We start from the raw sequence: 19538 nt of genomic DNA on the forward strand, positions 1-19538 counted from the left end.
AGCGCCTGCGCTGCGGCGGTGACATGACGGGGCAGATTGGGCGGACGTAGCCGGAGATTCCCGCCCGAGGAGCCCATGGAGTCGCTGCTGGTCCTGCACGCGGCCGCGGCCGTCTGCGCTCCCTGGCTCGCCGCGCGCCTGGGCCGCGCCTCGTTCTTCCTGCTGGCCGTTCCCCCGGCCGCCGCCTTCGGCTACACGGTGTGGCTGGCGGTGCGCGGCCTGCCCGCGCGGGAGAGCCGGCCGTGGGCGCCGGTGCTGGGGCTGGAGCTGTCGTTCCGCGCCGACACCCTGGCCGTGCTGATGATGGCGCTGGTCACCGGCGTGGGCGTGCTCGTGCTGGTCTACAGCGTGCGCTACTTCGGCCGCGGCGACGACGGGCTCGGCCGCTACGGCGGCGCCATGGTGGCCTTCGCCGGGTCGATGCTGGGCCTGGTGGCGGCCGACGACCTGATCCTGCTGTACGTCTTCTGGGAGCTGACCACCGTCTTCTCCTACCTGCTCATCGGCTACGACCCCGAGAGCCGGGCCAGCCGGCAGGCGGCGATGAAGGCGCTGACGGTCACCACGTTCGGCGGCCTGGCCATGCTGGCCGGGTTCGTCCTGATCGGGGAGGCGGCCGGCAGCTACCGGATCTCGGACATCGCCGCCCGCCCGCCGGACGCCGGGCCGGTGGCCCTCGTGCTGGTCCTGACCGGGGCGCTGGCCAAGTCGGCGATCTTCCCGTTCAGCACGTGGCTGCCGGCGGCGATGGCCGCGCCCACGCCGGTGTCGGCGTACCTGCACGCGGCGGCCATGGTGAAGGCCGGGGTGTACCTGGTGGCCCGCCTGGGGCCGGTGTTCGGCGACGTGATGGTGTGGCGGGCGGTGGCGGTGCCGCTCGGGCTGGTGACGATGTTGCTGGGCGGGTGGCGGGCGCTGCGCGAGACGGACCTGAAGCGCCTGCTGGCGTACGGCACCGTCAGCCAGCTCGGTTTCCTCGTTGCGCTGTTCGGCTCGGGGAACCAGGGGGCGGCGCTGGCCGCGGTGGCGATGCTGCTGGCGCACGCGCTGTTCAAGGCGTCGTTGTTCCTGGTGGTGGGCATCGTCGACCACGCGGCCGGCACGCGGGAGCTGGGCGAGCTGAGCGGGGTGGGCCGGCGGATGCCGTGGGTGTGCGCGGCGGCCGTGCTCGCGGGCGCGTCCATGGCCGGGCTGCCGCCGCTGGCGGGGTTCGTCGCCAAGGAGGCGGCGCTGGAGGCGTTCCTGGAGCATCCGTCCGCGCTGGCGGGCGTGGTGGCGGGGTCGGCGCTGACGGCGGCGTACACGCTGCGGTTCCTGTGGGGGGCGTTCGCCGCGAAGCCGGGCGCGGCGGCGTCCGAGGTGCACGGGACACCGGCCGTCATGTACGTGCCGGCGGCGCTGCTGTCGGTGCTGGGGCTGCTGCTCGCGCCCCTGGCCTCCTGGTACGCGGGCGCGATGTCCGGCTACACGGGCACCTTCCGCGACCCTGGCCACGAGACGCACCTGGTGCTCTGGGCGGGTTTCTCCCTCCCGCTGCTGCTGTCGGCGGTGGCGCTGGCCGCCGGGGTGGTGCTGTTCCTGGCCGGCGAGCCGGTGGCGCGGGTGGGGGCGGCGCTGCACGCGGTGGACTCCTCGCGGCTGTTCTGGGCGGTCGTACGGCGGCTCGACCGGTTCGCGGTCCAGGCCACCGGGTTCGTCCAGCGCGGCTCGCTGCCCGACTACCTGGTGCTCGCGCTGGCGACCACGGTCGGAGTGGGCCTGTTCTCCGTCGCGTACGGCGGCGCGCCCCGCCTGGGCCTGCCGGTCGTGGCCTGGCAGCGGCTCGAGCAGCCGATCGTGGCCGTGCTGCTGATCGCAGCGGCGGTGCTGGCGCTGTTCACCCGGGCCTACATCGCGCTCGCCGTCGTCGTCGGTATGACCGGGTACGGCGCCGCGCTGCTGTTCCTCGCCCACGGCTCCCCCGACCTGGCGCTGACCCAGTTCCTGGCCGAGACGCTGAGCCTCGTGATGTTCGCGCTGGTGCTGCGGCGGCTGCCGATCGAACCTCCGAGGGGACGGCTGCGCTTCCGGTTCCGCCTGGCGCTCGGGCTGGCGGTCGGCGTGGTGGCGACCGGCGGGGCCATGCTGGCGATGGGCGCGCGGACGACGCGGCCGGTCGGGGAGCTCATGAGCGCGGCGGCCGAGCGGGAGGGCATCAGCAACATCGTCAGCGCGATCATCCTGGACGTCCGCGCCTGGGACACGATGGGCGAGAGCGCGGTGCTGATCGTGCTGACACTGGGCGTGACGAGCCTGGTGTTCCTGCGGCGCACGGCGTACCGGATCGAGCGGGTCGGGACGCGGGCACGACGGGACCGGGGGCCGCACTGGCTGGCCTCCACGCTGCCGCGCGGGCAGTGGGCGCTGGCGTTCGAGGTGGTGGCCACGCTGACGTTCCACACGGTGCTCCTGCTGTCGGTGTTCCTGCTGTTCATCGGGCACAGCGGGGTCGGCGGCGGATTCGCGGGCGGCATCGTGGCCGGCCTGGCGATCACCGTGCGGTACCTGGCCGGCGGCAGGAACGAGCTGGCCGCGGCCGTGCCGATGCACGCGGGCGTGCTGATGGGGGTGGGGCTGACGTTGTCGACGGGCACCGCGCTGGCCGGGTTGCTGTTCGGCCGCGCGGCCCTGGAGATGCTGGCCACGGACGTGACCGTGCCGCTCGTCGGCCACCTGCACCTGTCCACCAATCTGATCTTCGACCTCGGCGTGTACGTCTCCGTCGTCGGGATGGTGCAGGACGTGCTGCGCGGCCTCGGCGCCGAGCTGGACCGGCAGATCGACGCGGAGAGCGAGTCGTGAGCATCTCCCTGCTGCCCTTCCTGGCCTGTGGCGCGCTGATCGCCGCGGGCGTGACCCTGCTGCTCGAACGGAGCCTGGTCCGGGTGCTGACCGGCGTCATCATGCTGGGCAACGGGGTCAACCTGCTCATCGTCACCTCGGGCGGCGACGCCGGCCACCCGCCCTTCGTCGGCACGGCCGGCATGGCCGACCCGCTGCCGCAGGCCATGGTGCTCACCGCCATCGTCATCACGCTCGGCGTGACGGCGTTCCTGCTGGCGCTGGTCCACCGCACGTGGCAGCTGTCCGGCAGCGACGAGGTCCAGGACGACACCGAGGACCGCCGGATCCGGCTGCGCTCGCGGCGCGGTGAGCTCAGCGACGCCGTACGCGCCCGCCGCGACGCCTACCGGCGGCTGGTGGCCGAGCAGCGGGCCGAGCTGGCGCACCTGGAGGCCGAGCAGGCCGAGCGGGAGCGGCTTCAGGAGGCCGACCTGGAGCAGCGCATCTCCCGCGTGCACACGGAGCTGGAGGAGTGGTCGCGCGGGCTGCGCGAGGCGGGCGTGCCGGAGGAGGAGCTGCACCGCCGCCTGGAGGAGGCCGGGCTGCGCGCGGAGCAGGCCGCCATGGACAACCAGGAACGCATCGAGCAGCTGCGCCGGGAGCACACGCGCGGCCGGGAGGAGCAGGCCGCCAGGGAACGGGATCTGCGCAGGCGGCTCAAGGCGCGCCAGCGGGAGGCGCGCCGCCAGATGCGGGCGGCGATCAGGGACGAGCGGGAACGGCAGGCCCTGGCGCAGGACCCCGAGCTGGAAGGCGAGGACTGACCCGTGTCGCTGGAGAGCCTGATCTGCGTGCCCGTGCTGCTGCCGCTGCTGGGGGCCGGGGTGAAACTGGCCATCGGAGGGCGGCTGCGCCACGTGCAGGCGCTCATCAGCCTCGGCACGCTCTGCGTGACGCTGGCGGTGTCGGTGGTGCTGCTGGTCGCGGCCGACCGGCACGGGCCGCTGGTGACGGAGATCGGCGGCTGGGCCGCGCCGGTCGGGATCAGCCTGGTGGCCGACCGGCTGTCCACGCTGGTGCTGGTGGTCTCGCAGGCGGTGACGCTGTGCGTGATGACGTACTCGGTGGCCAACGCCTACGACCGGCAGGAGCACGACGCTCCCATGGCGATCTTCCATCCGGCGTTCCTCGTGATGGTGGCGGGGGTGAGCGACGCGTTCCTGTCGGGCGACCTGTTCAACCTGTTCGTGGCGTTCGAGCTGCTGCTGAGCGGCTCGTACGTGCTGCTGACGTTCGGCGGGACGGAGTCGCGGATCCGGGCCGGGGCGACGTACACGCTGATGGCGCTGGCCTCGTCGATGTTGTTCCTGATCGCGCTGGCCATCACGTACGCCGCCACGGGGACGCTGTCGCTGGCGCAACTCGCCGTGCGCTTCGGCGGCCTGCCGGAGCAGGTGAAGCTGCTGGTGGAGCTGACGCTGCTGCTGGTGTTCGCGATCAAGGCGGCGATCTTCCCGCTGTCGGCGTGGCTGCCCGACTCCTACCCGACGGCGCCGGCCCCGGCGACGGCGGTGTTCGCCGGCCTGCTCACCAAGGTCGGCGTCTACTCGATCATCCGGCTGGAGGCGCTGCTTTTCCCCGGCGGGCCGGTGGCGGGGCTGCTGATGTGGGTGGCGCTGGCCACGATGCTGGTCGGGGTGCTGGGCGCGGTCGCGCAGACCGACATGAAACGCTTGATCTCCTTCACGCTGGTCAGCCACATCGGCTACATGGTGTTCGGCGTCGCGTTGTCCACGGTGGCGGGCCTGGCGGGCGCCATCTTCTACGTGGTGCACCACATCACCGTGCAGACCACCCTGTTCCTGGTGGCGGGCATGATCGAACGGCGTACCGGCACGACGTCGGTGAACCGGCTGGGCGGGCTGATGAAGGCGACGCCGCTGATCGCCGTGCTGTTCTTCGTGCCCGCGATGAACCTGTCCGGCATCCCGCCCCTGTCCGGGTTCCTGGGCAAGCTCATGCTCGTGCAGGCCGGGCTGAGCGCCGGTGGCTGGCACGCGTTCATGCTGGTGGCCGGGAGCCTGGTGACGAGCCTGCTGACGCTGTACGCGGTCGCGAAGACATGGGGCAAGGCGTTCTGGCGCCTGCCGCGCGAGGACCGGGTGGGCACCGTGGTGGAGAGCGAGGAGGCCACCGGTGAGGAGCCGACCGTGACGACGGTCGCGCTGCCGGCGGCGCTGCCGCTGTCGGTGACGGCCCTGGTCGCGCTCGGGCTGGCGTTCACGGTGCTGGCGGGACCGCTGTCGGGGCTGGCGCAGCGGGCGGCCGGCGAGCTGATGTCGCGCGATCCGTACATCTCGGCCGTCCTGGGGAGGCAGCGGTGAACCCTGAGCGGCTGGCGCCGCGGCTGTTCGGCCGGCGGGTGCCACTGGTCCTGGTGGCCTGGCTGGCGGCGGTGTGGGTGACGTTGTGGGGCGACCTGTCGGTGGGCAACGTGCTCGGCGGGCTGGTGGCCGGGCTCGTGGTGACATGGCTGCTGCCGATCCCGGTGCTGGACCCGGGGTTGCGGGTGCGGCCGGTCGCGCTCGTGTCGTTCCTCGTGTGGTTCGCGTGGGACCTGGTGCTCTCGACCGCGCGGGTGGTGTTCTGGGTGGCGCATCCGGGCCCGCCCCCGTCGCAGGTCGTCCGCGCGCCGCTGCGGACGACGTCCGACTCCATGGTGGTGCTCGTCCTGGTCGCGCTGAGCACGGTGCCCGGCACCCTCGTCCTGGAGGTGGACGGGCAGGAGCTGGTGGTGCACGTCCTGGGCCGGCGGGGCGACGCGACGCAGATCGCGCGGGCGGACGTGGCGGATCTGGAGTCGCGGATCGTGCGGGCGTTCGGCACCCGCCGCGACCGGGAGGAGCTCGGATGACGGCGGTGTACCTGGTGACGCTGGTGCTGCTGGCGTGCGGGGCGGCGGCCTCGCTCTACCGGCTGGCGCGCGGGCCGTCGATGCTGGACCGGGCGGTGGCGCTCGACGTGCTGACGGCGCTGTCGATGTGCGGCGTGGGGGCGTTCGCCGTGGCCAGGGACGACTACTCCGACCTGCCGATCCTGCTGGTGCTGTCGCTGCTGGGGTTCGTCGGCGCGGTGTCGCTGGCGCGGTTCTACTCGGGGAGATCCCGATGAGCGCGTTCGACGTGGCGGCGGCGGTCTGCCTGCTGACAGGCGCGGCGCTCGCGCTGACGGCGGGCGTCGGGCTGATGCGCTTCGGCACCACCCTGGACCGCATGCACGCCGGGACGAAGCCGCAGGTCCTCGGCGTGCTGCTGGTGCTGCTGGCGATGTGGCTGCACCGGCCCTCCTGGGCCTACGCCGGGCCGCTGCTGCTGGTGGGGGCCGCGCAGGTGGTCACCGTGTCGGTGGCGGCGTACATGGTGGCGCGCGCCGACTACCGGGGTCGGTCCGCCGGCGACGACGGCTCCTCCGGCGAGTGATCCGAGCGGTTGAGCGCCGCCTGCCCGAACCACGTCCACAGCGACAGCGCGGCCAGCGCGCCCGCGGTGATCCAGGCGAGCACCGCGTCGAACAGGTAGTCGATCACGAACATGGTGGACGTCGTCATCGACACCGCCAGGGCCAGCGCGCCGAAGATGCCGTAGAAGTTGGAGCGGCGTACCAGGATCTCCTTGCGGCCCTGGCGGAACAGCACGCGGTGCTGCGCGGTCGGCGCGATGTAGCAGATCGACGCGAGCGCTGCGCTGACCAGTGCCGCGTAGTACAGCCACCGGTCGGTCTGGTCGAGCCGGGCGAAGGCGGAGGAGAACGGCACCGTCAGCAGGAACGCGAACAGCACCTGCACCCCGGTCACCGCGACGCGCGCGCCCTGCAACAATTCCACGAAGTTCCGGTCCGCGCGCTCCTCGTGCGACTCGTTCTTCACGTGTCCCTGCCTCCCGCCCGGCAAACGAGAGACTTCTTCTTCCTTGCCAAGAGAGGCTAAAACCTCGGCATCAGGATCTTGTCCGGTGTGATGGGCAGTTCGCGCACGCGGTGGCCGGTGGCGTGGTACACCGCGTTGCCGATCGCGGCGGCCGTGCCGACGATGCCGATCTCGCCGATGCCCTTGCTGGCCATCGGGTTGAGCTCGGCGTCGCGCTCGTCCAGCCAGAAGGCCTCCACGTCGGGCACGTCGGCGCAGGCGGGCACGTGGTACTGCGCGAGGTCGCGGCGCAGGAAGCCGCCGAACTCCTCGTCGGTGAGCGTCTCCTCCATCAGTCCCATGCCCATGCCCATCGTCATGCCGCCGATGAACTGCGACCTGGCGAGCTTGGGGTCCACGATGCGGCCGGCGGCGAAGACGCCGAGCAGGCGCGGGACGCGTACCTCGCCGGTGACGGAGCTGACCCGCACCTCGGCGAACTGGGCGCCGAAGGCGTGCCGGGAGAACGCGGCGTCCCCCTGGACCTCCTCGGTGGTGTCGGCGAGGCCCTCCTTGCCGTCGCTCTTGAGCTCCTCGCAGGCGCGCACGATCGCCGACCCCCACGACGCGGTGCCCATCGAGCCGCCCGCGACGGGCGCCTCGGGCAGGTCGCTGTCCCCCAGTTCCACGTGCACCCGCTCCGGGGCGACGCCGAGCGCCTCCGCCGCGATCCGGGTCAGGGCCGTACGCGCGCCGGTGCCGATGTCGGCGGCGGCCACCTGGACGAGGAAGTCGCCGTCGTCCTCCACCACGGCCCTGGCCTTCGACGGCCGGCGCCTGGCCGGGTAGGTGGAGGCGGCCACGCCGGTGCCGACCAGCCACTCCCCGTCGCGCCGGACGCCGGGCGTCGGGTCGCGGTGCTCCCAGCCGAAGCGGCGGGCGCCCTCGCGCAGGCAGCCCACCAGGTTGCGGGAGCTGAACGGCAGCCCCCTGTCGGGCTCGGTCTCCGGCTCGTTGACCACGCGCAGCTCGACCGGGTCCATGCCGAGGGCGTAGGCGAGCTCGTCCATGGCGGACTCCAGCGCGTACATGCCGGGGCACTCGCCGGGGGCGCGCATCCACGACGGGGTGGCGACGTCCAGGCGGACCAGGCGGTGCGCGGTGCGCAGCGCGGGCGCGGCGTACATGATGCGGGTCGGGGTCGCGGTCTGCTCGGCGAACTCCTCCAGCGTGGAGGTCTGCTCGTACACCACGTGCTCCAGCGCTGTCAGCCGGCCCTCGGCGTCCGCGCCGAGGCGCAGCCGCTGGATCGTGGGCGTGCGGTAGCCGGTGACGTCGTACATCTGCTGCCGGGTCAGCACGATCTTGACCGGGCGGCCGACCACTCTGGCGGCCATCGCGGCCAGCACCGCCTGCGGCCGGGTGGTGCCCTTCGAGCCGAAACCGCCGCCGACGTGCCGGGACACCACGCGCACCCGCTCCTTCGGCAGGCCGAACACCTGGGCCAGGGTGTCCCGGCTCAGGGTGGTGCCCTGCGCGGTGTCGTACACCAGGAGCCCGCCCTCGTCGTCCCAGCAGGCCAGGGCCGCGTGCGGCTCCATCGGGTTGTTGTGCAGGACGGGCGTCTCGTAGACGACGTCCACGACGGAGGCCGCCCGCGCCAGGCCGGCCTCGATGTCGCCCTTCTCGCTGTCGGTCGGGTAGGCGGGGTTGACGTGGTCGGGCTTGTAGAGGCCCGGATGGTCGGCGCGCAGGCTCACGTCGTGGTCGTCGGAGTCGTAGTCGACGCGGACGACCGCGGCGGCGGCCCGGGCGTTCTCGTAGGTGTCGGCGACCACGGCGGCGACGATCTGGCCGCGGTAGGCGACCTCGCGGCTCTGGAACAGCGCCAGCTCCCCGTCGGCGCCGGAGGCCAGCGGCGGCGGGTCCTCACCGGACAGCACGGCGAGCACACCCGGCATCGCCAGCGCGTCCTGGGCGTCCACGTGCCTGACCCGGCCCTTGGCGATCTGTGACTGCACGGGGAAGGCGTAGGTGACGTCCTCCACCGGGTACTCCGCCGCGTACGTCGCCAGGCCGGTGACCTTGACGCGGCCCTCGATGCGGTTCACGATGCCAGCCCCTCCAGCGTGGAGACGATCAGGTTGCGGGTCAGCGGCACCTTGTACGCGTTGCGCGGCAGCGGCCTGGCCTGTTCGAGCTCGGCCTCGGCGGCCCGCAGGAACGCCTCGCCGGTCGCCGGCCCGCCGATCAGGGCCTGCTCGGCGCGCTCGGCCCGCCAGGGCGCGTGCGCCACGCCGCCGAGCGCGATGCGGCAGCCGGCGACCACACCGTCGTCGCCGACGTCCAGCACCGCGGCGATGGACACCAGCGCGAACGCGAACGACGCCCGCTCGCGGACCTTGCGGTAGACCGTGGCGCCGGCGGGCGGGGGCGGCAGCTCGACGGCGGTGATGAGGTCGCCGGGTTCGAGCACGGTGTCGCGTTCCGGCTCCTCGCCGGGCAGGCGGTGCAGCCCCGGCATGGGGATGATGCGGTCGCCGCCCGGCCCGGTCACGTGCACCTCCGCCTCGAGCGCGGCCAGGGCCACCGCCATGTCGGAGGGGTGGGTCGCCACGCACGCCTCCGAGCTGCCGAGGATGGCGAGGTTGGTGTGGTCGCCGGCGATCGCCGGGCAGCCGGAGCCGGGGCGGCGCTTGTTGCACGGCCTGGTCACGTCCTGGAAGTACGCGCAGCGGGTGCGCTGCAACAGGTTGCCGGCGACCGTGGCGACGTTGCGCACCTGCCCGGACGCCCCGAGCAGCACCGCTCTCGCGAGCATGGGGTAACGGGCGCGGATCATCGGGTCGACCGCCAGGTCGGTGTTGCGCACGGCCGCGCCGACGCGGACGCGGTCGCGTACGGACTCGATCGTGTCGAGCGGCAGGCGGCTGACGTCGACCAGCCGCTCGGGCTCGGCCACGCCCAGCCGCATGAGGTCGACCAGATTGGTGCCGCCCCCGAGGTACATGGTGCCGGGGACGTACTCGCGCACGGCCTGGGCCGCGCTGGCCGCGCGGGTGTAGTCGAAGGGCTTCACCGGGCCACCTCGGAGATCGCGCTGACGATGTTGACGTACGCGCCGCACCGGCACAGGTTGCCGCTCATGCGCTCCCTGATCTCCTCGGGCGTCAGGTCGGGATCGACGAGGATGTCCTCGGTGACGGCGCTCGGGCCCGGCTCCCCCAGCATCCCGGCCGCCGAGCAGAGCTGGCCCGGCGTGCAGTAGCCGCACTGGAAGGCGTCGTGCTCGATGAAGGCCGCCTGCAGGGGGTGCAGCTCGTCGCCGTTCGCCAGCCCCTCGACGGTGGTGACCTCGGAGCCGTCCACCGCCACGCCCAGCGCCAGGCATGACAGGGCCCGCCGCCCGTCGATCAGGACCGTGCAGGCGCCGCACTGGCCGTGGTCGCAGCCCTTCTTGGCGCCGATGAGCCCGAGGCGCTCGCGGAGCAGGTCCAGCAGCGACATCCGCGGGTCGACGTCCACCGTGCGTGGTTTGCCGTTCACCTGCAGGGTGATTTCCATAGGCGCACGACTACCCGAGGGGCAGAAGGGACAACCCCTGACCGCGGTAAAGCCGATGGTTCCGGACGTTTCAGGCGTTCGTTTCGCCGGAACGCCGTCGGGTAGCCGGGCGGCATGGGCTGGGCAGCGGGCGAGGAGATGGACGAGCCGGCGGCGATCCTCACGGTCAACGCGGGCTCGTCGAGCCTGCGCCTCGACCTCGTCCAGGGCGGGAGCGTCCTGGACAGCGCGCACAGCGAGCGGGCCGCCGACCCGGGCTCGGCCCGCGAGGAGCTGGCGTCGTTCCTCGGCGGCCACTTCGACCGCGACGTCCGCGCGGTGGCGCACCGCGTGGTGCACGGCGGCGACCTGGTGCCGCAGCCGTCGGTGGCGGACGACGAGACGGCGGACGGGCTGCGCGGCCTCGTCCCCCTGGACCCGCTGCACCTGCCGCCCTCGCTGGCCCTGCTGGAGGCGGCCCGCGAGCAGCTGCCGGCCGTCCCGCACGTGATCTGCCCCGACACCGCCTTCCACGCCGGCCTGCCGGACGCCGCCGCCACGTACGCGCTGCCGCGCGAGTGGCGTGAGCGACACGGACTGCGCCGCTACGGCTTCCACGGCCTGTCCTACGCCTGGGCCGCCGACCGGGCCTCGGAACTGCTCGGCCGTCCGGCGGACGAGCTGGACCTCGTGCTGACGCACCTGGGCGGCGGCTGCTCGGTGTGCGCGGTGTCGGGCGGGCGCAGCCTGGACACCTCGATGGGGTTCACGCCGCTGGACGGGCTGCCCATGAGCAAGCGGTCGGGCAGCGTGGACCCGGGGATGCTGGTGTGGCTGCTGTCGGAGGGCCACCTGTCGGTCGAGGAGCTCGCCGAGGGGCTGGAACGCCGTTCCGGCCTGCTCGGCCTGTCGGACGGGCGCTCCGGGGACACCCGCGACCTGGTCGCGGCCGAGCGGGACGGCGACGAGGCCGCCGCGCTGGCGCTGCGCGTGTTCGCCCACCGGGTGAGCCGGGAGATCGCCGCCGCGGCCACCTCGCTCGGCCGGATCGACGCGCTGGTGTTCACCGGCGAGATCGGCTGGGACCAGCCCGAGGTGCGCGAGGCCGTGTGCCGCCGCCTCGGCCTGCTCGGCGTCGAGCCGCCCGTGCTCGGCAACCGTAGCGACGACGGCGCGGTCAGCGCGGACGGCGCCGCCGTGCCCGTCCTGGTGGTGCAGGTGCGGGAGGAACTGCAGCTCGCCCGCGAATGCCTGCGGGTCCTCGCGGAGGAGGACGACGCATGACCGACCTGGAGGAGATGCGCCGCGCCGCGCTCCCGCTCACGGGGCCGGAGGACCTCGGCCCGCTGGTGGAACGGGTCGGCGAGGCCACCTTCGTGCTGATCGGCGAGGCCAGCCACGGCACCCACGAGTTCTACGCCTGGCGGGCCGAGCTGACCCGCCGGCTGATCGCCGAGAAGGGGTTCGGCTTCGTCGCGGTCGAGGGCGACTGGCCCGACTGCCGGCGCGTGCACCACGCGGTCACCACCGGCGCCGACCCCTTCGACGCCCTGTACGCCTTCGAACGCTGGCCGACGTTCATGTGGGCCAACGAGGAGGTCGTGGACTTCTGCCGGTGGTTGCGGCGCTGGAACGCCGGCCGGCCGCCCGGTGAGCGCTGCGGCTTCCACGGCCTGGACGTCTACAGCCTGTGGGACTCGCTGCACGCCGTCCGCCGCTACGCCGCCGCCCACCTGCCGGACCAGATGGAGACGGTGATGGAGGCCCTGCACTGCTTCGAGTCCTACGGCCACGACGCGGAGCGGTACGGGCTGGAGACCCGCCTGGTGCCGGACAGCTGCGAGGACGAGGTGGTGAGCCTGCTGACCGCGGTGGCCGGCACCGCGCCGGGCGGCGAGGGCGGGCTCGGCGTGCGGCAGAACGCCGAGGTCGTGGCCGGGGCCGAACGCTACTACCGGGCGATGGTCCGCGGCGGCCCCGACTCCTGGAACATCCGCGACGTCCACATGGCCGACACCCTCGACCGGCTGGCCGAGTTCCACGGGGCCAGGGGCGTGGTGTGGGCGCACAACACGCACGTCGGCGACGCCCGCGCCACCGACATGGCCGCCGCCGGGCTGACCAACCTCGGGCAGCTGGCCCGCGAGCGGCACCGCGAGGACGTCGTGCTCGTCGGTTTCGGCACCCACCGGGGCACGGTCATGGCCGGCGAGCGGTGGGGCGCCCCGCATCAGAGCATGCCGGTGCCGCCCGCGCGCCCGGCGTCACTGGAGGCCCTGCTGCACGAGGCGCTGGGCGGCCACGACGCCCTCTTCCTGGTGCCGCCCGCCGGACTGCGGGCCGAGTGGTACGACGAGCCGATGGCGCACCGGGCGATCGGCGTCGTCTACCGGCCGCAGCGGGAGCGGTGGGGCAACTACGTGCCGACCATCGTGGGCCGCCGCTACGACGCCTTCCTCTGGGTGGACGAGACCACCGCCGTGCGCCCGCTGCACGGCGAGCCCGCCGGGGACGCCGAGCCGGAGACCTTCCCGACGGCCATGTGAGCGGGTTTGTCGGTGGGTGGTGGTTGGATCGGTGCCGTGGAGGCTTCGGTCGAGCAGCTCGTCTACGTCCGCGACGACGCGTACACCGTGGCGCGCATGAGCGCCGACGGCGTGCCCGGCTTCGTGGCGACCGGGCGGGCGCTGGCCGGGGTGCAGCCGGGTGAGACGCTGCGGCTGCTCGGCGACTGGAGCACGCACGCGCGTCACGGCAGGCGGTTCGCGGTCACCGCGTGCGAGCGGGTCACGCCGTCGTCGGTGCGGGCGATCCGCGTCTACCTGGGGTCGGGGCTGATCCGGGGCATCGGGCCGCGGCTGGCGTACGCGATCGTCGACCACTTCGGGGAGAACACCCTCAAGGTCATCGACGCCGAGCCCGAGCGGCTCACCGAGGTGGTCAACATCGGGCCGCTGCGGCAGGCGCAGATCGTGCAGGCGTGGCAGGAGCAGAAGGCCGTCGCCGCGCTGATGGTGACGCTGCAGGGGCTCGGCGTCAGCCCGCTGCTGGCCGCGAAGATCTACCAGGTGTTCGGCTCCGACGCCGACGAGGTGCTGGCCACCGACCCCTACCGCCTCATCGGGCGGGTCCGGGGCATCGCGTTCCGCGTCGCCGACAAGATCGCGCTGCAGGCGGGGGTGCCCGAGCGCAGCCCGCAGCGGGTCAAGGCGGCGCTGCTCGACCGGCTGGAGGCGGCCGGCAGCCGCGACGGCCACTGCTACCTGCCGGTGTCCGCGCTGGTCAGGCAGGCGGCCGAGCTGATCGAGCAGGACCAGGAGCTGGTGCGGCCGGTGGTCGACGCGCTGGCGGCCGAGCGGCGGCTGGTGCTGGAGGCGGCGCCCGACCAGCCGGGGCAGGTGGTGGCGTACGCGAAACACGTGCACAGCCGCGAGGTCGCGCTGGCGGCGCAGCTCGCCGCGCTGCTGCGGGCCCGCTCCACCCTGCCGCTGCGCGCGTACCGCGAGGATCCCTCGCTCCACGACGACCAGCGCGCCGCCGTCACCATGGCCCTGACGAGCACGGTGTCGATCATCACCGGCGGGCCGGGCTGCGGCAAGAGCCACACGGTCAAGGCCATCGCGACCACCGTGCGGGCCGCGGGCGGCTCGGTGACCCTCGCGGCGCCGACCGGCAAGGCCGCCAAGCGGCTGTCCGAGCTGACCGGCATGCCGGCGATGACCGTCCACCGCATGCTCGCCCAGCAGGAGGCCGACCCCGACCCCGAGACGCTGTTCGACGAGCGGCCCGCGCAGGCCGACCTGGTCGTGGTCGACGAGGCGTCCATGCTCGACCTGCATCTCGCCACCCGGCTCACCGCCGCGGTGCGGCCGGGCAGCCACCTGCTGCTCATCGGCGACAGCGACCAGCTGCCGAGCATCGGCGCCGGCGACGTCCTGGCCGACCTGCTGCGGGTGCCGGCGGTTCCGCGCGTGCAGCTCACCCACGTCTTCCGGCAGGCGGCCGGCAGCGGCATCGTCGACGCCGCCCATCGCATCCGGGCCGGGCGGCTGCCGGCGCTGCCGGGCGGGGGCGGGTTCTGGTTCGAGGAGCTCGACGATCCCGTGCGGGTGGCCGAGCGGGTGGCCCACCTGGCCATGGTGGCGATCCCCCGCAAGCAGGGCGTGCCGCCCGGCCAGGTGCAGGTGCTGTGCCCGATGCGCAAGGGCGAGACGGGCGCCACGGCACTCGCGCGGCTCATCCAGGAGCAGCTCAACCCGGCGGCCGACGACAAGCCGGAGCACTGGTCGGGGTCCACGGTGTTCCGGGTGGGCGACCGGGTGATGCCGATCCGCAACAACTACGACAAAGGGGTCTTCAACGGGGAGACCGGCACGGTGACGGCGGTGGTGCTCGAGGAGCGCGCGATCGAGATCCGCACCGACGACGGCGAGAGCGTGCGCTACGGGTTCGACGAGCTCGACGACCTGACCCACGCGTACGCGATCAGCGTGCACCGGTCGCAGGGCAGCGAATACCCGTTCGTGGTGGCGCCGATCGTGGCCGAGTCCGGCGGGATCATGCTGCGCCGCAAGCTCCTCTACACCCTGGCGACCCGCGCCAAGGCGTGGGTGGTGCTGGTGGGCCAGCGCGAGGCCCTGGAGCTCGCCGTCCACCGCCTCGGCCAGCGCCGCAACACCGGCCTGCCCCGCCGCCTGGCCCTCACCCTCGACTCGTGACCCCGTCATCCGCCCGCGTGACACAATGGGCGGCGATGTCAGGGGATCCTCTGGAGCGGGCGACCGCTTCCCTTCGCGGGCTGCTCGTGGGTGACGCTCTCGGGTCGCAGTTCTTCGTTCCGGGCAACCGGCGGGCACTGGCGGACCGGGCCCTGCCGCCGGAGCCGTGGCAGTGGACCGACGACACGGAGATGGCCTGCTCCGTCCACCGCGTCCTGGCCGAACGCGGCCGCATCGACCAGGATCTGCTCGCCGCCTCCTTCGCCGCGCACCACGACTTCGACCGCGGGTACGGACCCGCGACCGGGCGGATGCTCCGCCTCGTCCGCGCGGGCGGCGACTGGCGGGCGCTGGCGGCCGAGCTGTTCGACGGCAGGGGGTCGTGGGGCAACGGCGCGGCCATGCGGGTGGCGCCGCTCGGCGCGTGGTTCGCCGGCGACCTGCCCCAGACGGCGGCACAGGCGCGGCTGTCGGCCGAGGTCACGCACACGCACCCCGAGGCGGCGGCGGGCGCGATCGCCGTCGCGGTGGCCGCGGCCGTCGCCGCCGGCGATCCCCGGCCCACGCCGGGCGGGCTCATCGACCAGGTGCTCGGCCACACACCGCCCGGCCGCGTCCGCGACGGGATCGCCCAGGCGCGAAAGCTGCTGACGATCAGCGACCCGGTGCTCGCCGCCCGGGCCCTCGGCAACGGCCGCGAGGTCTCCGCCCAGGACACCGTCCCCTTCACCCTGTGGGCCGCCGCCCGCAACCTCGGCGACTTCACCGCCGCGTTCTGGACGACGGCGGCGGCCGGCGGCGACGTCGACACGACCTGCGCGATCGTCGGCGGAATCGTCGGCTCCCGCACCCCGCCACCCCCGCAGTGGCTCGCCCGGTCGGAGCCTCTCCCGCCGTGGGCGCACGTGTAACCGGCCGCTACGAACCGCGAGTCACCGTCCGGACGCGGCGGCCGGACTGAACGGCACGGATGCGCTCGACGTCGAGCCTGGTCGCCCGGTCGAAGCGGTAGACGACGTTCCGGGTCAGCTGCGTGTAGCAGTAGCCGACCATGTCAGGCTGTCGCGGCCGATCACGCTGGCGATCTTCACGTGGAACGACTTCCTGTGGCCAACGGCCCCGACCTGATGGCCCTGGCCCCTCGGGCTCCCGAGCGTGATCAGCGGTTACGGCGTGGTCTTCGCCCAGAACATGCCGAGCCCCCTCCTGGCCGCGCTGCCGCCGATCGCCGTCTTCCTTTTCTTCCCGTGGCAGATTTTCCCACCGCCGCCGAGGTCAGCGGCCGGCTACCGGTGACCGGGCGGGAAGGTGCGGTCGTAGGTGAGGGTGAACGTGCGCCTGACCCAGCCGGCGCCGCGCGGGTCGCCGTCCGGGTCCGGGATGACGCGGTCGAGGATCGAGGCGCGGACGCCGGCGACGTCCGCGGACCTGTCGCGCCGGGCGACCACGTGGCCCGCGTCGAGGACGAGCTCGACGACGTGCGCGTACTTCCAGCCCGGGGCGAAACCCATGTCGGCGTCCGCGATGAGGTCGCGCCCGGCCAGCAGCCGGCCCGAGAACGGCACCGCCACGTCCAGCGGGGCCGCCGTGAACGAGCCGTCGTCGCCGTTCTCGGCGACCTGCGTGCCGAACACCGTCACGCCACGGCCGATCGGGCGGCCGGCCACCGTGGCGTGCGGACCCAGCGTCAGCTCCCGCAGCGCCAGGCGGTCGTTCTCGGTCGTGTACGAGCAGACGTACCCGCGGTAGCAGGCCGTGTGGAACGGCCCCGGGATGAGGTCGTGCTCGACGGGGTCGAAAAGCGGATCTCCGTCGACGGCGGCCAGGGCGTGGCTGCAACCGTCGATGTCGATCGTGTCCGGGATTTGCGCGGTCACCGAGAGAAACTCTCATGCCCGCCGGGCGTGGCGGGAACGTTGAGACTCTTTCGTAATCCGCTTGGCCGCACGATCGGTGCGGGGGCACCATGACATCGATGGACGAGCGGCGCATGACGCGCATTTCCAAGTACCTGGCCCGGCATCTGCGCCACGATCCGCACCGCATCGGGCTCGTGCTCGACCCCGCCGGCTGGGTGGAGGTGGACGCGTTGCTGCGGGCCGCCGCCGAGCACGGGTTCCCGATCTCCGCCGGGGAGTTGCGGGAGGTCGTCGCGTCCAACGACAAACGCCGCTACACGCTTGAGGACGGGCGGATCCGGGCGAACCAGGGGCATTCGGTGCCGGTGGACCTCGGTCTGCCGGTGACCGAGCCTCCCGAGGTGCTCTACCACGGCACCGTGGGGCGGTTCCTGGCGGCGATCCGCGACGAGGGCCTGCGGCCGATGAGCCGGCACCACGTGCACCTGTCGCCGGACCGGGAGACGGCCACGCGGGTGGGGTCGCGCCGGGGCGTGCCCGTGGTGCTGGTGGTGGCGGCGGGCGTGATGCACCGCGACGGGCACCCCTTCCGGCGCAGCGCGAACGGCGTCTGGCTGGCGGACCACGTACCGTCGCGTTACCTGCGTTTCCCGTCCTGACCCCGCACGCACCCGGCCACGCCGGCCGCCGTCAGGAGCGGTCGCGGAGGGTGGCGCGGGCCGCCGTCAGGAGCGGTCGCGGAGGGTGGCGCGGGCCGCCGTCAGGAGCGGTCGCGGAAGCCGGGCGGGCCCGCCGTCAGGAGCGGTCGCGGAGGGTGGCGCGGGCCGCCATCAGGGCGAAGCCCAGCAGGTTGAGGCCCTGCCAGGCCGACGGCGAGGCGGCCTGTTCGTCGGTGGCGGTCAGGCCGATCCCCCACACCCGGTCGCGCGGGCTCGCCTCCACCAGGACGCGGTTCCCGGTGCCGAGCAGGAAGTCCCTGAGCTGCGGGTGCTGCCCGAACTTGGCCACGTTCCCGCGTACGACGATGTCGAAGCGGCGGGCCCGCCAGGTGTCCTCCTCGAAGCCGCGCACGGTTCGGCCGAGGTCCTTGGCCTCGCCCGGATGCCCGGCCGCGAGGATCAGGGCGGCGCTCTCCTCGTCGCCGAACAGCCACGCCTTGTGCGCCATCATGTAGTGCTCGGCGGAGGCGTACGTGTGCCCGTCCTCGGTGAAGGTGACCGGCCACCACTGGCTCAGGCAACCGGGGCCCACGCCGCCGTCCCGCGCGGGCTGGTGGCCCCAGAAGAAGAGGTATGTGAGGCGGCGGCCGGACTTCTCCGCGGCGATCGCCTCGTCGACCGTCATGGGCAGGGGCACTTCATCTGACATGTCGCCCACGGTGCCACATCACACGCGTCAAGATCGCATGCTTTTGCCGTCAAGGACGGGTAAGTACGGTGGCCGTCCGGGGCACTGTTACGGTAGGGCCCTGCGCCCGGAGCCCGGCCGGAGGATCTCTCGAGGGCGCTACACCGAGGAGCGAGTCATCGTTGGCTGAGTACAAGGGCGACCCGGTGGTCGTCATCGGCCTGGGCCGGTTCGGCACGTCGCTGGCGCTGGAGCTCACCCGGCGCGGCACCGAGGTCCTGGCCATCGACAACCGACCCAAGATCACCCAGAGTCTGGCGGGGCAGATCACCCAGATCGCCACCGCCGACGCCACCGACATGGAGGCGCTGCGCCAGCTCGGCGTGCCCGACTTCTACCAGGCGGTGGTCGCGGTGGGCAGCGACATCGAGGCCAGCATCCTGACCACGTCGCTGCTGGTCGAGCTGGAGATCAACGACATCTGGGCCAAGGCGATCAGCACCCAGCACGGCCGCATCCTGAGCCGCATCGGCGCCCACCACGTCGTCTTCCCCGAGCACGACATGGGCGAGCGGGTGGCGCACCTGGTGAGCGGTCGCATGCTCGACTACATGCAGGTCGACGAGAACTTCGCGCTGGCCAAGACCACCCCGCCCAAGGAGTACGTCGGCGTGCCCCTGGGCAGCTCCAACCTGCGCCGCAAGTACGGCGTCACCATCGTGGCGGTCAAGCCGTCGGGCGAGGAGTTCACGTACGCCACGGCCGACACCGAGCTGTCCTACGGCGACGTGGTGCTCGTGTCCGGCCGCACCGAGCAGGTCGAACGGTTCGCCGAGCTGCCGTAGGGCCGCGGGCGGAGCCCGTTGGCTAGGCTGGCGACGGAGGCCACTGATGCGCACACGCGATCTCGCCGTCGAGTTCCCGACGGTCACCATGGACACCCCCGCGATGGAGGCCGCCAGGCTGCTGGCCGAGCAGGACCTTCCGGGGCTGATCCTCGTCGACGACGAAGGGCGGCCGCTCACCATCCTGCCCGGCACTCAGGTGCTGCGGCTGGCCGTGCCGGGCTACTGCCAGGACGACCCGGCGCTGGCCCGGGTGGTGGACGAGGCCCACGCCGACCAGTTCCTGCACCGGCTGGACGGCAAGACCGTCCGCCAGTGCCTGCCGGAGCAGCCGCGCGAGCTGCCCGTGGCCGACACGAAGGCCACCGTGCTGGAGCTGGCCGCGCTGATGGCCCGCACCCGCAGCCCGGTCGTCGCCGTGGTCGAGAACGAACGCCTCGTCGGAGCCGTCACCCTCCAGGCGCTGATGGACCGCGCCCTGGAGCTCTGACAAGCGCGC

Annotated in this window: 21 protein-coding genes; 14 read left to right on the forward strand and 7 right to left on the reverse strand. The window is 73.3% G+C overall.

Features of this window, described 5'->3' with window-relative positions; all coding sequences use genetic code 11:
• Positions 1-75 precede the first annotated feature (75 nt).
• The 6 genes from ACIBP6_RS14875 to ACIBP6_RS14900 are packed head-to-tail and all read left to right on the forward strand — an operon-like array spanning position 76 to position 6302.
• The gene (locus tag ACIBP6_RS14875; RefSeq protein WP_397052364.1) at positions 76-2841 is read left to right on the forward strand and encodes a Na+/H+ antiporter subunit A; all 2766 of its coding nucleotides are present in this window, start codon (positions 76-78) and stop codon (positions 2839-2841) included.
• Positions 2838-3647 (forward strand): Na(+)/H(+) antiporter subunit C, encoded by an 810-nt coding sequence (locus ACIBP6_RS14880; protein WP_132612712.1) that lies wholly within the window; start codon positions 2838-2840, stop codon positions 3645-3647. Before ACIBP6_RS14875 ends, ACIBP6_RS14880 begins: the two co-directional genes overlap by 4 nt.
• A gap of 9 nt (positions 3648-3656) precedes the next feature.
• Positions 3657-5207, forward strand: a complete 1551-nt coding sequence (locus tag ACIBP6_RS14885) for a Na+/H+ antiporter subunit D (protein WP_397053396.1) — start codon at positions 3657-3659, stop codon at positions 5205-5207.
• Positions 5204-5737, forward strand: coding sequence for a Na+/H+ antiporter subunit E (locus ACIBP6_RS14890; protein ID WP_397052366.1), 534 nt, complete (start codon positions 5204-5206; stop codon positions 5735-5737). Before ACIBP6_RS14885 ends, ACIBP6_RS14890 begins: the two co-directional genes overlap by 4 nt.
• Positions 5734-5994: a monovalent cation/H+ antiporter complex subunit F gene (locus ACIBP6_RS14895; RefSeq protein ID WP_397052368.1), complete on the forward strand. Its 261-nt coding sequence runs from the start codon at positions 5734-5736 to the stop codon at positions 5992-5994. Before ACIBP6_RS14890 ends, ACIBP6_RS14895 begins: the two co-directional genes overlap by 4 nt.
• On the forward strand, positions 5991-6302 hold the full coding sequence (locus tag ACIBP6_RS14900; RefSeq protein WP_397052370.1) for a cation:proton antiporter: 312 nt from the start codon (positions 5991-5993) through the stop codon (positions 6300-6302). Before ACIBP6_RS14895 ends, ACIBP6_RS14900 begins: the two co-directional genes overlap by 4 nt.
• Here ACIBP6_RS14900 and ACIBP6_RS14905 read toward each other — a convergent pair.
• Genes ACIBP6_RS14905 through ACIBP6_RS14920 form a run of 4 tightly spaced genes read right to left on the reverse strand, consistent with a single transcriptional unit; the run spans position 6257 to position 10291 of the window.
• Positions 6257-6748: a DUF6328 family protein gene (locus ACIBP6_RS14905; RefSeq protein ID WP_132612720.1), complete on the reverse strand. Its 492-nt coding sequence runs from the start codon at positions 6746-6748 to the stop codon at positions 6257-6259. The genes ACIBP6_RS14900 and ACIBP6_RS14905 overlap by 46 nt on opposite strands.
• Positions 6749-6804: 56 nt before the next feature.
• Positions 6805-8838 (reverse strand): xanthine dehydrogenase family protein molybdopterin-binding subunit, encoded by a 2034-nt coding sequence (locus ACIBP6_RS14910; protein ID WP_397052372.1) that lies wholly within the window; start codon positions 8836-8838, stop codon positions 6805-6807.
• Positions 8835-9806: an FAD binding domain-containing protein gene (locus tag ACIBP6_RS14915; protein WP_397052374.1), complete on the reverse strand. Its 972-nt coding sequence runs from the start codon at positions 9804-9806 to the stop codon at positions 8835-8837. The genes ACIBP6_RS14910 and ACIBP6_RS14915 overlap by 4 nt, the downstream gene beginning before the upstream one ends.
• Complete coding sequence (locus ACIBP6_RS14920) at positions 9803-10291, reverse strand: (2Fe-2S)-binding protein (RefSeq protein ID WP_132612726.1); 489 nt, start codon at positions 10289-10291, stop codon at positions 9803-9805. Before ACIBP6_RS14920 ends, ACIBP6_RS14915 begins: the two co-directional genes overlap by 4 nt.
• Positions 10292-10405: 114 nt before the next feature.
• Here ACIBP6_RS14920 and ACIBP6_RS14925 point away from each other — a divergent pair, with 114 nt between their 5' ends.
• Genes ACIBP6_RS14925 through ACIBP6_RS14940 form a run of 4 tightly spaced genes read left to right on the forward strand, consistent with a single transcriptional unit; the run spans position 10406 to position 15899 of the window.
• Positions 10406-11554, forward strand: coding sequence for an acetate/propionate family kinase (locus ACIBP6_RS14925; RefSeq protein ID WP_397052376.1), 1149 nt, complete (start codon positions 10406-10408; stop codon positions 11552-11554).
• The gene (locus tag ACIBP6_RS14930; RefSeq protein ID WP_397052378.1) at positions 11551-12816 is read left to right on the forward strand and encodes an erythromycin esterase family protein; all 1266 of its coding nucleotides are present in this window, start codon (positions 11551-11553) and stop codon (positions 12814-12816) included. Before ACIBP6_RS14925 ends, ACIBP6_RS14930 begins: the two co-directional genes overlap by 4 nt.
• 36 nt (positions 12817-12852) lie before the next feature.
• On the forward strand, positions 12853-14988 hold the full coding sequence (gene recD2, locus ACIBP6_RS14935) for an SF1B family DNA helicase RecD2 (protein ID WP_397052380.1): 2136 nt from the start codon (positions 12853-12855) through the stop codon (positions 14986-14988).
• A gap of 35 nt (positions 14989-15023) precedes the next feature.
• A complete protein-coding gene (locus ACIBP6_RS14940; protein WP_397052382.1) occupies positions 15024-15899 on the forward strand; it encodes an ADP-ribosylglycohydrolase family protein in 876 nt (291 codons plus the stop codon).
• Between the two features lie 7 nt (positions 15900-15906).
• Here the strand turns inward: ACIBP6_RS14940 and ACIBP6_RS14945 are convergent, their stop codons facing one another.
• Positions 15907-16041 (reverse strand): hypothetical protein, encoded by a 135-nt coding sequence (locus ACIBP6_RS14945; protein WP_397052384.1) that lies wholly within the window; start codon positions 16039-16041, stop codon positions 15907-15909.
• A 102-nt stretch (positions 16042-16143) separates the two neighbouring features.
• On the opposite strand from ACIBP6_RS14945, the gene ACIBP6_RS14950 reads away from it, so the two are divergent.
• Positions 16144-16284: a hypothetical protein gene (locus ACIBP6_RS14950; protein WP_397052386.1), complete on the forward strand. Its 141-nt coding sequence runs from the start codon at positions 16144-16146 to the stop codon at positions 16282-16284.
• On the opposite strand, the gene ACIBP6_RS14955 is transcribed toward ACIBP6_RS14950, so the two are convergent.
• The gene (locus tag ACIBP6_RS14955) at positions 16275-16865 is read right to left on the reverse strand and encodes a hypothetical protein (RefSeq protein ID WP_397052387.1); all 591 of its coding nucleotides are present in this window, start codon (positions 16863-16865) and stop codon (positions 16275-16277) included. The two genes, ACIBP6_RS14950 and ACIBP6_RS14955, sit on opposite strands and share 10 nt — an antisense overlap.
• A 113-nt stretch (positions 16866-16978) precedes the next feature.
• On the opposite strand from ACIBP6_RS14955, the gene ACIBP6_RS14960 reads away from it, so the two are divergent.
• Positions 16979-17506: an RNA 2'-phosphotransferase gene (locus ACIBP6_RS14960; RefSeq protein ID WP_397052389.1), complete on the forward strand. Its 528-nt coding sequence runs from the start codon at positions 16979-16981 to the stop codon at positions 17504-17506.
• A gap of 136 nt (positions 17507-17642) precedes the next feature.
• Here ACIBP6_RS14960 and ACIBP6_RS14965 read toward each other — a convergent pair whose 3' ends face one another.
• The gene (locus ACIBP6_RS14965) at positions 17643-18215 is read right to left on the reverse strand and encodes an NADAR family protein (RefSeq protein ID WP_397052391.1); all 573 of its coding nucleotides are present in this window, start codon (positions 18213-18215) and stop codon (positions 17643-17645) included.
• A 161-nt stretch (positions 18216-18376) separates the two neighbouring features.
• On the opposite strand from ACIBP6_RS14965, the gene ACIBP6_RS14970 reads away from it, so the two are divergent.
• Both ACIBP6_RS14970 and ACIBP6_RS14975 read left to right on the forward strand, forming a co-directional pair.
• Complete coding sequence (locus tag ACIBP6_RS14970) at positions 18377-19039, forward strand: potassium channel family protein (protein WP_397052393.1); 663 nt, start codon at positions 18377-18379, stop codon at positions 19037-19039.
• Positions 19040-19085: 46 nt separating this feature from the next.
• On the forward strand, positions 19086-19529 hold the full coding sequence (locus ACIBP6_RS14975) for a CBS domain-containing protein (protein ID WP_397052395.1): 444 nt from the start codon (positions 19086-19088) through the stop codon (positions 19527-19529).
• Positions 19530-19538 lie beyond the last annotated feature (9 nt).

This window comes from Nonomuraea terrae, assembly GCF_044465245.1.
Classification (GTDB): Bacteria; Actinomycetota; Actinomycetes; order Streptosporangiales; family Streptosporangiaceae; genus Nonomuraea; species Nonomuraea terrae.